This is a genomic window from Microbispora cellulosiformans (genome assembly GCF_008728085.1).
Lineage (GTDB): Bacteria > Actinomycetota > Actinomycetes > Streptosporangiales > Streptosporangiaceae > Microbispora > Microbispora amethystogenes.
The window spans coordinates 1-14,841 of record NZ_VYTZ01000002.1; the positions used below are offsets into that span (position 1 = coordinate 1).

Consider the following 14,841-nt stretch of genomic DNA (forward strand, 5'->3'; position numbering starts at 1 on the left):
GGCCGGGATCGTCAACGCGTTCGCCGCCGGCACATTCAGCGCCATCGGCACAGGAGCCAGCAGCGCCAGCGTGGCCAGCATCACCGGCCACGGACGTCGGGACATAACAAGGATTCCTTCCTGACATGGGACATGCAGTCGGGCAAGGCGCGCGCCGCCGCGCCGTTGCCGGTGGACGAGGTTCCTGGAGGGGTGCCGCCTCCGGTTCGGTTCGTGGTCAGACGCGGGTCCACTTCTGGTTGCTCTGACCGGTGCAGGACCAGATCTGGACCTTTGTGCCGTTGGCGGTGCCGCTGCCGGACACGTCCAGGCACTTGTTCGCGCCGACGGCGGTGATGCTGCCGTCGGAGTTGAAGCGCCACTTCTGGTTGTTCTGGCCGTTGCAGTCCCAGATGATCACCGCGGTGCCGTCCGCCGTGCCGCCGCCGTTCACGTCGAGGCACTTGTTGCCGTAGACGCGAAGCTCGGACGCGCTGGTGGAGGTCCACTTCTGGTTGTTCTGGCCGTTGCAGTCCCAGATCAGCACCGTCGCGCCGTTCGACTGCGAAGCACCGTTGACGTCCAGGCACCGGCCCGACGCCACACCCCTGAGCGCGCTCGTGCCCCCAGCGGGCGGAGTGCCTGTGGGAGTCGAGCTGGGTGTGGAGGTGGGTGAGGTGGTCGGGGTCGAGGTCGGGCCGCCGCCGGGCGGGTCGAGCGGGCAACTGGCCATGTACTTCGAGATGCCGTTCGCGTTGGTCAGCGACGGGCACAGGAACGGCGCGTAACGCGTGTCCTTGTCGACGAACAGCTTCAGCCAGACCATCATGGTGCGCGCGAAGGCGCCCGAGTTGCCGCCGCCGCCCCCGGCGGGGAAGCCGTGCCCCTCGTTCGCGATCTCGACGTACGCGCGCTCGACCCCGGAGGGAATCGTGTTGTACGCGTTCTGGGCGTACTGCGGGGTCACCGTTCCGTCGGCCTGGCCGGCGAAGATGATCGTGGGGCTCTTGATGCCCGTCAGGCTGCCGTCGGGCACGTACGGCGCCTGCCCGACCGCGGTCAGCAGCGAGGGCCGCTGGCCGGCCGCGAGGATGGCCCCGCCACCGCCCATCGAGTGCCCGCCCACCGCCAGACGGTTGCGGTCGACCCGGTCCCGTACGGAACTGCTGTTGACGAGGTAGTCGAGCGCGGCGAGCAACTGGGCGGCCCGGGCGTCGGCGTAGTCGTTCAGGGTGTTGGTCTCGATCCCGATCACGACGAACCCGAACGAGGCGAGCCTCGGGCCCTGCCAGGCGTAGTAACTCCAGGCGGTGTTGAAGCCGGGAGCGATCGCGATGGCGCCGAAGGTGCCCTGGCTGGTGTCGGTCGGGTAGTAGATGACCCCGCCGCCGAATCCGTTGCCCCGGGGGACGGTCACCTGTGCGGTGGCGAAGGGACCGCGGTCCGCGGCGATGCTCGCCGCGGTGGGCGCGGGCCCGCGCTGGTAGGGGTTGTCGGCTGCGGACGCGCCGGACGGCCAGCCCGCCGCGCCGGCCACCACCAGGAGGACGGCCACGACCCCGGCGAGGACGGCGGCTCCGAAGCGCCGCGGGTTGAGGTCGTGCCTGTGGAGGGTTCGGCGGGGAACCGTCTCCGGGGTTCGCTGTGAGGACACTGCTGCTCCTGCGGGCTGGGGGGGAGTCGCGTTCGAGGAGTGAGGCGGAGGGCGGCCGGGAACGGGAGGGGGCCGCGCCGCCCGATCGAGGGCACCCGCCGTACCGTGCTCCGCCGGGGTGAGGGGTCGATCACCCCGGCGGAGCACGGCGGTCGGGTGCGCCGGAAGGCGTCAGGCAGTGTCGCGGGGGGTCAGACCCGGGTCCACTTCTGGTTGTTGGCGCCGGTGCACGACCAGATCTGGACCTTGGTGCCGTTGGCGGTGCCGTTCCCGGACACGTCAAGGCACTTGTTCGCGCCGACGGCGGTGATGCTGCCGTCGGAGTTGAGGCGCCACTTCTGGTTGTTCTGGCCGTTGCAGTCCCAGATCAGCACCGCGGTGCCGTCCGCCGTGCCCGCGCCGTTCACGTCCAGGCACTTGTTGCCGTAGACGCGCAACTCCGACGCGCTGGTGGAGGTCCACTTCTGGTTGTTGCCGCCGTTGCAGTCCCAGATCAGCACCGTCGCGCCGTTGGTCTGCGAGGCGCCGTTGACGTCCAGGCAGCGGTTCGACGCCACACCCCGGAGTGCGCTCGTGCTCCCGGCGGGCGGAGTGGGCGACGCGGACGGCGAGGCCGACGGCGACGACGTGCCGCCGCTCTGGGGCCCTGCGGCCGCCATCACGGCCTGCGCACCGGACGGCCAGTTGTTGTTGGAGACCACGACGTTGTTGTTGACGACGTTGCCGCGGTCGCCGTTCGTGATGTTGGTGCTGTTGTTGGTCGACCAGTTGCCGGTGACGGTGAAGTTGCCCATGTTCTCACCGCCCCAGTAGTTGGCCGTGGCCCAGGTGCCGGTGTTCGACAGGACGTTGTTCCTGACCGTGTAGTACTTCGAGCCCTCGTCGAAGTAGATGCCGAACCAGCCGTTGGTCCGCAGGCAGTAGTTGTCGCTGATCACCGCGTTGGGGTTCCAGGACAGCGTGTAGATGCACCCGCCGTCCGTCATCTGCTGCATGACGTCGTGCACGTAGTTGCCGACGAGCTTGTTGCCGGACGCGGTGGTGGCGGTGGTGTACCGCGGCTGGTAGTTGTACAGCCCGCGGTTGGTGTAGCTGGTGTTGCCGCCGGGCTCGTTGGCGCCCCAGCCGTAACCGATCGACATGCCGGTGTACGGCAGGTTGTAGACCTCGTTGTGCGACACGTTCGAGGTGGTGACGTAGGTGGTCAGGACCGAGACGATGCCGCGGTAGTCCAGGCCGAGGTCGTGGATCCGGTTGTTGCTGACCGTGATGTTCCGGTTGACCATCCGCTGGTCGCTCGGGTGGTGCGCGTCGGCGCGCACCCCGCCGGCCACGACGCCGCCGGCCGAGTTGCGGGCGATCTCGGATCGGGTGACCGTGATGTCACTCGCGCCCAGGCCCACACCGCTGGCGTGCGCGTTGGCGTCGTTGCCGATGCCGATGGCCGTCTGGCCCAGGTTGACGAACTGCGAGTCGGTGAAGGTGATGTTGTTCGCGGCGGAGACCTGGACCGCGGCGGGCATCTGGTACCAGTTCGGCCGCGCGGACTCGAACGCCTGGCAGCCCTCCTGGCAGGAGGTCAGCCGGTCGGCGGGCCAGTTGTAGTTGCCCGCGATGTAGGAGCCGGTCTGCTGGTCCGCGAAGCCCTGGTTGCTGCTGGGCCCGAGCCACGTCGTGCCGGTGAACGTGATGCCGCTGAAGGTGATGTGGTGCGCGGGCGAGTCGTAGGTGCCCCCGACGTCGACCAGCGACTGCAGCACGGGCAGCTCGACGCTGACGTTGTTGATGTTCTGCCCGGACGCCGGGATGTAGTACAGGACGCCGGTCCCGGGGTTGATGTACCACTCACCCGGTGAGTCCAGGAACTCGTACGCGTTCTCCAGGTAGAGCGCGCCCGCCCGGTGCGGCTGGCTGAAGGTGTCGTACCCGAAGGTGTTGTTGTTCCAGCCGGGCTGCTGCATCGTGATGAAGTTGCCGCTGATGCTCTGCACCGTCACGTACCGGTCGGTGAACGAGCCGACGCTCTCCATCTCGACCCGGTTCTGGTTGGCGAGATTGTTCAGGTAGCTCAGCGCGCTGCTGCTGAACCGCATCCCGGTGGTGGTCGCGGTGAAGTCGTTCCGGTTCACCTGGGTGCGGGCGCGCGTGGCGAGGGCGCCGTTGACGTACAGCTGCCGGGTGTCGATCCCGGTGCCGACGTTGGCGCGCCAGATGTTCTTCCCGGCGTCGGCCTGCGTCCAGCCGGTGACCGCCCGGGCCCCGCTGACGGCGGGATGGGCGCCCGCCGCCGCCTGCCACCTGACCGTGTAGCCGTTGTTCCCGGAGTCGGCGGCGGTCAGCCGGAGCGGAGAGGAGAGCCGATACACCCCGTCGGCCAGCTCGACGACGATGTCGCCGGACATCGAGCCGTTCAGCGACCGCACCGCCGTCTGCGCCGAGGGCAGCGAGCACGGCTGGGCGGAGGTGCACGCGGTGCCGGTGCCCGAGGGGGACGCGTACAGGGTCGTGGTGGCCGCGAAGGCCGAGGTGGCCGGGGCGACGAGGGCGAACGCCGCAGCCAGCGCCGCGGCGACGATGCCGGTCAGGACCGGCCTCAGCGCCGTGACGGGCGAAGATCGTTGCACGGTGGTTCCTCTGGGGGGTAGGGGTGCGGTCAGGTCACGCCCTCCTCCGGCAGGTGACGCCCTCCTGAGGAGGAGACCGTCGTCGGACGCGGAGGTGTACGACGACGGCCGGCTGTGCGGATCCGGACCCATTACGATCGGAGCACCGAGGAACCGTCAAGACCTTAAGCCCACTCATTTCACACAGCGCACATCCAGGCCCGGGGCACGGTGAACCATCTTTCCTCGCTCACCTGCGGTGACGCTGCCTCCGCCTACGCTCCGTACGCGACCGACAAAAATGAACCGTTCACATGTGTCGTACTGATCGGGCCCGCGCCGGAAGGGGCCGGAAGGGCCGCCCCGATCGGTCATACTTCTGCAGGGGATGGCGAGGAGGAGGCGCGGTGACCGAGACCCCGCGTGAGGGCGGATACCGGCCGGGCTACGAGGTGGCCGCGGAGCAGGTGCTGGAGTTGATCGCCCGGCTGGGCCTGCGTCCGGGCGACCGTATGCCGACGGAGAACGACCTGGCCGGGCAGCTGGGCACCAGCCGCACCGTCGTGCGCGAGGCGGTGAAGATCCTGTCCGCGCTCGGCCGGGTGCGCGCCCAGAAGGGCCGGGGCCTGTACGTCGCCGACGACGAGGGGATGCTCGGCGCCGGGCGACTGGCGTCGTTCTTCCTGCCCACCGACCTCGACCACGTCTACATGCTGTTCGAGTTCCGTCGGGCCCAGGAGATGGAGACCAGCCGGCTGGCCGCCCGCCGCGCCACCCCCGCCGAGCTCAGAGCCGTCGAGGAGGCCGCCGCCGTGTGCCGCCACGGCTTCGAGACCGGGCGCCAGGACCTGTTCGACGAGGGCGACGACACCTTCCACACCGCCATCGCGACCGCCTCGCACAACATGTTCCTCCAGATCGCCGTACGCGAGGCCCGGCGGCTCCAGGCCCAGTCGAGCCTCATCGGGCTGCGCGGCACGGTCGGCGGGCACGCCGCCAAGGCCGTCGAGGAACACGACGCCATCTACCAGGCGATTCGCGCAGGTGACGCGGAAGCGGCGGCCCACGCCGCCGCCACGCACATCGACAACACCCTGGACGACTACCGCAGGGAAATCCAGCAGCGCCTCTTCTCCTCCGACTGACCCGGCAGCCGACGAGCCGCCCGGACCGGCCTTGACAGGCGGTCTGTGTGTCGTGTGTGCTTCGCTGTACACCGCACCACCTTCCAGCGGACCCGGTGCGATGGCGAATCGATTCGCATCCGCCGATTCGCATCCGTCGTGACGCCGACGGCTTGCGAGCGGATCGCACCCTGCTGCCTGCCTGCTCACTGCTTTCCTGCTCACTGCTCACGCGGTCTCCGATGCGGCCCCGCGGTTCTCCGAGCGCGGGGCCGCATCGGTCCCATCCCCCCAAGGAGTCCCCACGATGGAACCCTCATCCGTTCCCTTACCGGACCGCGCGCCGCGTGGACGGCGCTCCCGGGCGGCCGTCGTCGCGTCTGCCGTGGCGGTGCTGACGACCCTCCTGGCCACCGCCCTGAGCTGGTCGGCGCCCGCCTCGGCGGCGACCACGCCGCTCGTGGGCGTGGGGTCGGGCCGGTGCCTCGACGTCAACGGCGCCTCCCAGTCGAACGGCGCCACGGTGCTGATCTGGGACTGCAACGGCCAGAACAACCAGCAGTGGACGACCACCAGCGCGTCTGAGCTTCGCGTCTACGGCAACAAGTGCCTCGACGTCTACGGAGCCGGCACCGCCGACGGCACCAGCGTGATCATCTGGGACTGCAACGGGCAGAACAACCAGAAGTGGCGCCTGAACTCCGACGGCAGCATCACCGCCGTCGGCGCGAACAAGTGCCTCGACGTGTCCGGCAACGGCACCGCCAACGGCACCAAGGTCCAGATCTGGTCCTGCACCGGCGCCAACAACCAGAAGTGGAGCACCGGAACGCAGCCGACCACGTCGCCCAGCGCGTCGCCGAGCGCGACCCCCACCACGTCGCCCACACCGCCGCCGCCCGGCGCGCGGCCGTGTGACATCTACGCCTCGGGCGGCACGCCCTGTGTGGCCGCGCACAGCACGACGCGGGCGCTGTACGGCTCGTACAACGGCAACCTGTACCAGGTGCGGCGTTCCTCGGACAACACGACCCGGAACATCGCCGTCCTGACCGCGGGCGGCGTCGCCAACGCCGCCGCGCAGGACTCGTTCTGCTCCGGCACCACCTGCGTCGTCACCGTCGTGTACGACCAGTCCGGGCGGGGCAACGACCTGTGGTACCAGGGCTCCAGCGTGGTCCCCGGCTCCCCCCAGAGCAAGCCCGCGGTCGCGACCACCGAGTCGCTCACCGTCGGAGGCAACAAGGCGTACTCGCTCTACATCAACCCCGGCAACAGCTACTGGAGGGACGGCCACCTGACCGGCGTCCCCACGGGCAGCGCACCCGAGGGCATGTACATGGTGACCAGCGGCACCCACGTCAACAGCGGCTGCTGCTTCGACTACGGCAACAGCGAGACCACCCGCAAGGCCGACGCCGCCGGCGCCATGGACGCCATCAACTTCAGCAAGCAGTGCTGGTTCGGCGGCTGCTCCGGTAGCGGCCCATGGGTCCAGGCCGACCTCGAATGGGGCCTGTTCCCCGGCGGCAGCCAGTCGTGGAACCCCAACCAGCGGGCCTTCACCAGCAAGTTCGTCACCGCCACGCTGAAGAACAACGGCACGTCCCGGTTCGCGATGAAGGGCAGCAACGCCCAGTCCGGCAGCCTCTACACGCTGTACGACGGCTCGCTCCCCGGCGGCTACAGCCCGATGAAGAAGCAGGGCGCGATCATCCTCGGCAGCGGCGGCGACTGCTGCAAGCCCGACGGCGGCGCCAACCTCAGCGCGGGCACCTTCTACGAAGGAGCCATGGTCGCCGGTTACCCCTCCGACGCCACCGAGAACGCCGTACAGGCCGAGATCGTGGCCGCCGGCTACCGCTGACCCCCGGTCCCCCCGTCCCGCCGTGGCCCGGTCCCGGGCCACGGCGGTCCGTCCTCAGAGCGGCCTGAAAGAGTACGACTTAGTTTCACTCGGACGACCACCCTTCTTGACAGATGAGTAGCACTCATCGTGATCACGGCGGAATCACACAACTGAGGCGGACTCCCAGCTCAATCAGCCGACAAGCCAAGACTTACGGCCTCTCAGGCCGGAAGATCCGGTGTTGTCAGCGCCACGAAGAGCATTCTTATGCTCTTGACTGATCTGTCGACTGAGACCGTAATGTGCCTGAGGCTCCGGGACACCTCATCCACACTCGACACCGCACAGAAAGTTGCGTGACTTGAGGTACAAATCCATCTTCACCGCGGTCACCGCGGCGGCGCTTCTCACCCTGGGAACGGCGGGTGTGGCGCTCGGCGGCACCTCCTCGTCCAGCAGCAGCGCCGTCGCCGCCGCCACGACGGCCGGATGTGGCAAGACTCCGACGCTGAGAAGCGGCACGCAGTCGATCACGACCAGCGGGAAGAACCGCAGCTTCATCCTGCGGATCCCCGACAACTACAACAACACCAACCCGTACCGGCTGGTCTTCGGGTTCCACTGGAACGGCGGCACCGCCAACGACGTCGACTCGGGCGGCACCAGCGGGTACGTCTGGTCCTACTACGGGACCAGGGCGCTGTCGAACAACACCGCGATCTTCGTCGCGCCCCAGGGCTTCAACAACGGCTGGGCCAACTCGGGCGGCGAGGACGTGACCTTCGTCGACGACATGATCCGGAAGCTCGAGGCAGACCTCTGCATCGACACCACCCAGCGCTTCGCCATGGGCTTCAGCTACGGCGGCGGCATGAGCTACTCGCTCGCCTGCTCCCGGCCCACCGTGTTCCGCGCGGTGGCGGTCTACTCCGGCGGGCAGCTCAGCGGGTGCAGCGGCGGCACCGAGCCCGTCGCGTACCTCGGTTTCCACGGCCTCCGCGACCCGGTGCTCAACATCTCCCAGGGCAGGTCGCTGCGGGACAGGTTCGTCAGGAACAACGGCTGCACGGCCCAGAACCCGCCGGAGCCGGCGCAGGGCAGCCTGACGCACATCGTCACCTACTACTCGGGATGCCGGGCCGGCTACCCGGTCGCGTGGGCCGCGTTCGACGCGGGCCACACGCCCAACCCGGTGGACGGAAAGTCTGGCGACTACGAGCCGGGCGAGAACTCCTGGACCCGGGCCGTGACGTGGAACTTCTTCACTCAGTTCAGCGGCGGCACGTCGTCGCCCTCGGCGACGCCCACCTCCACCCCCACCTCGACGCCGACGAACACTCCGCCCCCCGGCGGCACGAACTCCCTCAGGGGCGTGGCGTCGAACCGCTGCCTCGACGTGAACGGCGCTTCGCAGTCGAACGGCGCGACGGTGCTGATCTGGGACTGCAACAACCAGAACAACCAGAAGTGGACCTCCACCAGCGCGTCTGAGCTTCGCGTCTACGGCAACAAGTGCCTCGACGTGAACGGCGCCGGCACGGCCGACGGCACCGCGGTCATCATCTGGGACTGCAACGGCCAGAACAACCAGAAGTGGCGCTTCAACTCCGACGGCAGCATCACCGCCGTCGGCGCGAACAAGTGCCTCGACGTGTCCGGCAGCGGCACCGCCAACGGCACGAAGGTCCAGATCTGGTCCTGCACCGGCGCCAACAACCAGAAGTGGACCCGCGTCTGAGTCCACCGCCCGCCCGGGTGCCGATGACGTCACCCACCTGAAGAAGGCCGGTCCGCCTCACATCGGACCGGCCTTCTCCCACACCTCGGATCGCCAGCCGACGGGCTCTGCGATTGCCGGGTCTATGTGGGCGGAGCCGTCCGCCCTTCCCCTCTGCGTCAGGAGATCTCGATGAAGCCAATGGGCATGTTGTTCGCCGCCGGCATCGCGACGCTGCTCGCCGCGGTGCCCGGCGCGCCTGCCGGGGCCGCCACGTCATCCGCGGCATCCGTCAACCTGCTCGGCGGCAGCTGCTCGCCGAGCCTCTACTTCACCCAGACCGGTGGCGCCGCCGTCGCGGTGAACGCCTCCATCACCTGCTCCTCATCGGTCGACTACCTCCAGGCCGATGTCCAGCTCCGCCGCTCCGGCAGCACCGTGGCGAGCAACGTCTGCGGGACCACCGACAGGTCGGTCTCCTGCGACGCCGGGGTCGCCTGTCAGGCCGGCTCCTACCAGGCGTCCGCCCAGTTCCAGGCGTACAGCACCTCCGGCTACGGGGACTACGCCAGCTATACGACCCCGGTCTACACCATCACCTGCTGATCCCGGCGGCAGGAGCAGGTCGCCGGGCCGGATCCTGTCGGGGTCAGTGAACGAACGACACCGCGATGCCGAGTCCGTCGAGCAGTCCGGTGCCGCTGTCGGTGAAGGTACGCCGCGGCGGCGTGTTGCCGCCGGCCAGCCGGTCGAAGGCCAGGATGCTGCCCGGGCTGTTGAACGCGGCCGCCTTGGTGAGCACGTAGATGGTGCCGTCGACCTGGCTGCCGGCGATGCCGGTGACAACCTTTCCGGCCAGGCCGGTCGCCGGGCCGGAGATCACGCGTACCGGGGCGGCGTCCCCGCTCGCGTTGCCGGCGTACACGTTGATGCGGGTCTGCTGGCCCTGGCTGACGGCGACATAGAGCCGGCCGGTGAAGGCGGAGTAGGCGACCGCGAGCTGGTCGCAGGTGCTGGAGCAGCTGCCCAGGCCGGTGTGCGGCCCGGCGATGACCCGTACCGGTGTGGCGCTGCCGGACGGGCCGCCGGTGAAGAACTCCACCGCGTTGCCGTTCGAGCGCACCACTGCGGCGATCACATGTCCGGACGTGTCCGTGGTCAGGACGCCCGGCCACGGGTGGAACCCCTCGTCCAGCGGAATGCGGCGTACCTCCGGCACCGTGTAGAGGTTCGCCGCCGTGCCCCTCGCGCCCGGCGCGGCCACCGAGATGGCCGTCTCTGCCTGGCCCGTCGTCACGTACGCGTACCCCGCGGTGTCCACGGCCACCGCCCGGGAGTCCGGCCCCGCGACGCGGAACATCCGGCCCGGCGTCGTGGCGCCCGGTGAGTAGACGAAGGTGGTCGCGTCCGACAGGAAGCTCTGCGCGTACGCGTTCCCGCTGATGTCGAAGGCGATCCCCCACGGCCCCCAGTAGGTGTTGGGGTCGCCCGGGTCGGCCAGTTGCCGTACCGGAGACACGGCGCCCGTGCTACCGGTGGGATAGGCCGTCACCGGGCCGTGGGCGTTCGCCACGTAGACGAACTCCGGGCCTCCGGTGGGGTACGGCGTCGGACTGGCCGTGGGATACGGTGTCGGGCTGGCGGCGAGCCCGGGCGTGGCCCTGGCCGTGGCGGAGCCGCCCGGCCACCCCGCACCCGCTACGATCACGAGCGCGGCCACGACACCGGCCACGCCCCACCGCTTCGACACAGCGCTCAGCATGCGCACAACGTCCTACCGCACCGGCCACAAGGCAACGGCGCGATACATGTGGACACACCCCGGGCCATGGAGTGATCGCCCCTATTCCCTCACGCTCCGTGATTCGCTGCGGTAGCCACTGGTGACTCCGCCTCCGCCTCGCTCACGGTCGATTCACGGCGGATGAATATTTCACCAGCTGCGGCCGAGGAGGGCCCGAAAAGCTGGACTACGCAGCAGGGCGAGCGCCGTCGCTCCGGCGTACAAGGTGGGGATAACTCAGTGTCGCGACGCCGGGGGCCGATGACCTTCCCCGGGTGTCGTGTCGTTCTTCCACCGGTCAGCTCTCGCTGCTGAGCGCCAGCTCGGCACCCAAACCGATCATGATGGCGCCCGAGGCCCCACCCATGATCTCCAGGCGCCGCGCCGACTTTCCCAGCCAGGTCCGCGCGCTCCCCGCGAACAGCCCCCAGGAGACGTCGGAGATCAGGGCGACGCCGACGCAGATCATTCCGAGCACCAGCAACTGGAGCGGGATGTTGCCCGAGGCGGCGTCGACGAACTGCGGCAGGACCGCCGTGAAGATGAGCAGCCCCTTCGGGTTGCTGACGCCGACCAGGAAGCCGTCGCGGAAGATGCGGCCGGCGCCGGCCGGCGTGTGCCGCCCGGCGTTCAACTCCCCGGCCAGTTCCCTGCGGTGCCGCCACGTCTGTACGCCCAGATAGACGAGGTAGAGGGCGCCGGCGAACTTCACGAGTGAGAGGACGACCTGCGAGCGCTCCACGATGCTGCCCAGGCCGAGGGCGACCAGGACGAGCTGCACCATGAGCCCGGCCTCGTTGCCCAGCGCGGTGGGCAGGGCCGCCCGCCGCCCGAGCGCGACCCCCCGGCTCACCATGAACACGACGCTGGGCCCCGGCACCGCGATCAGCACCACGACCACGGCCAGGAATGCGGCGAGACGATCCGCCCCGATCATGGCTGCACCACGCGTCCCCCCGATTTCGTGTGTTTTCCCAGGCCCGAACCACAAAGAACTACCTGCAGTTCCTCATAGCTGTCAACGCGCCGAGGACGGGCCGTACGCATAATCAGCGAATTCGCGCGGGCCGATACCTTCGGCCGCGAGCGTAGTGATTCTGGCGAAGGCACCGCCGCGACACCTGCTCCGCCGCCATAGAGACCTATCTTCATGCGCACGGCCTACGTCACCTGATAGGACCAGTAATAGGGCGTGAGCGACGGTCAGCGCTGCCGGTAATGGCCGGGCGTGAACCCCTGTGATCTCACCGGGGTCAGGCGCCGCGCTGCGCCAGCAGCAGGTAGGTCAAGATCTCCGGGTAGACCAAGGGGGACGGCTGGATCTCGCAGCGGAAGCCGCGCGCCTTCAGCAGCTCGCTGATTTCGGCCATCCGGCCATGCAGGTCCTGGACCTCCATCACCATGTTGTCGATGCGGTCCCACTGGTTGTCGGCGATGCCGCGCAGCACCTCCAGCTCGGCGCCCTCCACGTCGATCTTCATCAGGTCGATGTTCGCCAGGCCGGACAGGTAGCTCTCCAGGCGGCGGACCGGCACGGTGAGGTACTCGGGCTCGTACTGCGCGGTCACATCCCAGTCGGGATGCCGCTGCCGGACCACGTTGACCTGCAACTCCTTGTCCTCGGGATAGCGCGTGGAGTTGCCTGGCATGTTCGGGTAGTGCACGAAGGATGTGTCCTCGACACGCTCACCGATGGCCTCCCGGACGACGCGGACCCCGGTCAGCCCGTGCAGCTCGATGTTGCGGCACAGGTAGTCGGCGGTCCGCGGCACCGGCTCGAAGGCAAGGATCGAGGCGCCCGGCCACTGCCGCTTGGCGAAGACCGTGAACAGGCCGATGTTCGCGCCGACGTCGACGATCGTGGGTCTCTCTGAGAGGGAAAACTGGTCGTAGCATTCGTGCTCGAATATTTCCTGGTACTGGAAATTCGCCTCGTGCTCGACCGGGGCGTACAGCTGCAGCTCTTCGTCGCCCAGCACGACCAGGTCGTCGTCCCTCACGATGTTCACTGGTTCCTCCCGGAGTGATGGGTAGGTGATTCCACCGGCCGGAGCTCTCAGGAGAGCCGGCTGGAGGGGGTGCACGCCGCAGAGGCGGCTGATCGTTCGAGGCGTTTAAGGAAGGTCTATTTCCGCGGCATTGGCGGGCTCGATACTCCACCGAGCCGACGGCCCGGATCGGTGCGAAGGCTTAACACAAAGATGATCAACTTAGTTGAGTTTGATGTCAAGGGCGCATCAATCGACACCCTCTGATCTCAACTTGACGATCGCGTGCGAATCTCGTCTTCGGCGAACTGGCGCAGCTTGCAATGGCTGCCCCTGGTGGTCACGACCTCAGAGCCGCACTTCTCCAGCGCGCGCACGACGTCGGTGCCGGAGCAGACCGGAAACCGGCGCGGGCTCATGCCGAGCGGCGGATCTCGATCGGCTGCTGCGGGGTCTGGGGAAGGGGCTCGTCCTCGAAGTAGAGCTCCAGGGCGTCGCGGAGGCTGGCCAGGGCCTCGTCAACCGTCCGGCCCTGGCGCGATCGATCCCATGAAGTGCCGGGCGACCGGAACGGTAGTCATCCAGGCAAAGCGAAAGGCCGACCCGCTGGACAGCGGCCCGGCCTTCTGATCTGCACGAACGTGGTGGGCGATACTGGGATCGAACCAGTGACCTCTTCGGTGTGAAGCAGATCGGCCACACCGCCGACGTGCCACTGAAGCGGCGTTGACCTGGGCTGACCGTCCGCGGACGTCCGTACGGTTCTACGGGCGTCCGTGGTTGTTGTCACTCACTTCGTCACCCAATGGTCCGTCGCGCACAGGTGACAGGGACTGCCGACGGAACGCGGCGGCGGCCGCGTGATCAGAGCAGATCGCGTAGGCGCTCGGAAGTGAGGCCGGCCTGCCGCACGATTGAGGCAAGCGTGCCGACGGCCAGAGTGTCGTGCAATGGCACGATCACTGTGCGAGTCCCGTTTTCTGCGAGCTGGCGCAGCTTGCAATGGCTGCCCCTGGTGGCCACCACCTCAAAGCCGCACTTCTCCAGCGCGCGCACGACATCAGTGCCGGAGCAGACCGGAAACTGGCGCGGGCTCATGCCGAGCGACGAATCTCGATCGGCGCCACGATCGGCTGCTGCGGGGTCTGGGGAAGGGGCTCGTCCTCGAAGTAGAGCTCCAGGGCGTCGCGGAGGCTGGCCAGGGCCTCGTCAACCGTCCGGCCCTGACTGGCCACCTCAACCTGGACGCAGCGCGCGACGTACCAACCCTCTTCGTCGGGGGTGACGGTCGCGGTCAAGGAGATGGTCTGGCTCATGCCGTCAGCGTACGCCAGCGTGCTTCGCCGGACCCGCCAGTAGGGCCAAGCCACCCCTCGTGATCTCCCAGATTCCCCGCCGGCACAGAAGAAACCGCGCCACAAACGCGAGAAGCGGAATGTTCCGCCACATCGAGCAACTCACGTCGTTCCCGGCAGACTGTCGGCATGCGCAAGGACGATCACGTACCTGCGGACGTCGAGGCCCTCCTCCTCGATCGCGATTCGCAGATCAGCGCCTCCCGGGACGAGTTGGCAGGCCGTGAGAGCGCCTGGGCGAGTGGGGCCGAGGCCGTGGAGGGCCACCTGCGCCGGGTGGTCGCCGATCTCAACCGAATCCCCGAACTGGTCGTCGAGCACGCGGAGTTCGGACACTACGGCTCCGGCTACGCGTCATTCGTCGACGTCCTCCTGACCCGGCGAGACGGATCAGCCCGCCGCGTCGATCCAGACGGCTATACGACGGTTGAAGGATTGTCAGTGGCGTTGTGCCGCCTCGCCCCGATCGCATGCATCCTGTCTCCCGCCGAGCGCTCCCATCACCCCGCCGGTCACGGGCACCACTCCATGCCATCGCTGGATACCGTCGCCGAAACACCGATCCTCGGATGGGAGAAAGGCTGCGAACAGATCTCCCAGGTCCTGCATCGACACCGCATCATGCTCGTCGGCCCTCGCCTCCTCAGCCGACCGGCCCTGCCACACCTGAAGATCGATACGGAACTCGGCGACGGGCCGCTCTACTCGATCTTCGACGTCTGGTTCCACTGGATGGACTGATGGAGCGCAACCGATCCAGGCGGACGCCCAGCACTGAGAACGATCGTC

12 protein-coding genes are annotated in these 14,841 nt (G+C 68.4%); 5 read left to right on the forward strand and 7 right to left on the reverse strand.

Annotated features, from left to right (window positions below; all coding sequences use genetic code 11):
• Window positions 1-217: 217 nt before the first annotated feature.
• Both F5972_RS04140 and F5972_RS04145 read right to left on the reverse strand, forming a co-directional pair.
• Complete coding sequence (locus tag F5972_RS04140) at window positions 218-1,633, reverse strand: RICIN domain-containing protein (protein WP_150931322.1); 1,416 nt, start codon at window positions 1,631-1,633, stop codon at window positions 218-220.
• A gap of 191 nt (window positions 1,634-1,824) precedes the next feature.
• The gene (locus F5972_RS04145) at window positions 1,825-4,257 is read right to left on the reverse strand and encodes an RICIN domain-containing protein (RefSeq protein WP_225311154.1); all 2,433 of its coding nucleotides are present in this window, start codon (window positions 4,255-4,257) and stop codon (window positions 1,825-1,827) included.
• A 386-nt stretch (window positions 4,258-4,643) separates the two neighbouring features.
• Between F5972_RS04145 and F5972_RS04150 the strand changes: the two genes are divergently transcribed.
• From F5972_RS04150 to F5972_RS04165, 4 genes are all read left to right on the forward strand, one after another.
• The gene (locus F5972_RS04150; RefSeq protein ID WP_204287161.1) at window positions 4,644-5,381 is read left to right on the forward strand and encodes a FadR/GntR family transcriptional regulator; all 738 of its coding nucleotides are present in this window, start codon (window positions 4,644-4,646) and stop codon (window positions 5,379-5,381) included.
• A 286-nt stretch (window positions 5,382-5,667) separates the two neighbouring features.
• Window positions 5,668-7,227 (forward strand): arabinofuranosidase catalytic domain-containing protein, encoded by a 1,560-nt coding sequence (locus F5972_RS04155; RefSeq protein ID WP_150931328.1) that lies wholly within the window; start codon window positions 5,668-5,670, stop codon window positions 7,225-7,227.
• Window positions 7,228-7,570: 343 nt separating this feature from the next.
• Entirely contained in the window at window positions 7,571-8,947 is a 1,377-nt protein-coding gene (locus F5972_RS04160; RefSeq protein WP_225311155.1) for a lectin, read from the forward strand.
• Between the two features lie 171 nt (window positions 8,948-9,118).
• The gene (locus F5972_RS04165) at window positions 9,119-9,532 is read left to right on the forward strand and encodes a hypothetical protein (protein ID WP_150931330.1); all 414 of its coding nucleotides are present in this window, start codon (window positions 9,119-9,121) and stop codon (window positions 9,530-9,532) included.
• Window positions 9,533-9,575: 43 nt separating this feature from the next.
• On the opposite strand, the gene F5972_RS04170 is transcribed toward F5972_RS04165, so the two are convergent.
• From F5972_RS04170 to F5972_RS04190, 5 genes are all read right to left on the reverse strand, one after another.
• Complete coding sequence (locus F5972_RS04170) at window positions 9,576-10,676, reverse strand: hypothetical protein (RefSeq protein WP_225311156.1); 1,101 nt, start codon at window positions 10,674-10,676, stop codon at window positions 9,576-9,578.
• A gap of 331 nt (window positions 10,677-11,007) precedes the next feature.
• A complete protein-coding gene (locus tag F5972_RS04175; RefSeq protein WP_191909941.1) occupies window positions 11,008-11,646 on the reverse strand; it encodes a LysE family translocator in 639 nt (212 codons plus the stop codon).
• Between the two features lie 316 nt (window positions 11,647-11,962).
• Window positions 11,963-12,718: an FkbM family methyltransferase gene (locus F5972_RS04180; protein ID WP_191909942.1), complete on the reverse strand. Its 756-nt coding sequence runs from the start codon at window positions 12,716-12,718 to the stop codon at window positions 11,963-11,965.
• Between the two features lie 843 nt (window positions 12,719-13,561).
• Entirely contained in the window at window positions 13,562-13,795 is a 234-nt protein-coding gene (locus tag F5972_RS04185; RefSeq protein WP_150931336.1) for a type II toxin-antitoxin system HicA family toxin, read from the reverse strand.
• Entirely contained in the window at window positions 13,792-14,013 is a 222-nt protein-coding gene (locus F5972_RS04190) for a type II toxin-antitoxin system HicB family antitoxin (protein ID WP_147944106.1), read from the reverse strand. The genes F5972_RS04185 and F5972_RS04190 overlap by 4 nt, the downstream gene beginning before the upstream one ends.
• Before the next feature lie 168 nt (window positions 14,014-14,181).
• Between F5972_RS04190 and F5972_RS04195 the strand changes: the two genes are divergently transcribed.
• Window positions 14,182-14,793: a hypothetical protein gene (locus F5972_RS04195; protein WP_150931338.1), complete on the forward strand. Its 612-nt coding sequence runs from the start codon at window positions 14,182-14,184 to the stop codon at window positions 14,791-14,793.
• Window positions 14,794-14,841: the final 48 nt, after the last annotated feature.

Coding starts and splice junctions, on each gene's coding strand:
- F5972_RS04165 (WP_150931330.1), top strand. CDS start 9,119: ATGAAGCCAATGGGCATGTTGTTCGCCGCCGGCATCGCGACGCTGCTC.
- F5972_RS04155 (WP_150931328.1), top strand. CDS start 5,668: ATGGAACCCTCATCCGTTCCCTTACCGGACCGCGCGCCGCGTGGACGG.
- F5972_RS04175 (WP_191909941.1), bottom strand. CDS start 11,646: ATGATCGGGGCGGATCGTCTCGCCGCATTCCTGGCCGTGGTCGTGGTG.
- F5972_RS04185 (WP_150931336.1), bottom strand. CDS start 13,795: ATGAGCCCGCGCCAGTTTCCGGTCTGCTCCGGCACTGATGTCGTGCGC.
- F5972_RS04190 (WP_147944106.1), bottom strand. CDS start 14,013: ATGAGCCAGACCATCTCCTTGACCGCGACCGTCACCCCCGACGAAGAG.
- F5972_RS04195 (WP_150931338.1), top strand. CDS start 14,182: ATGCGCAAGGACGATCACGTACCTGCGGACGTCGAGGCCCTCCTCCTC.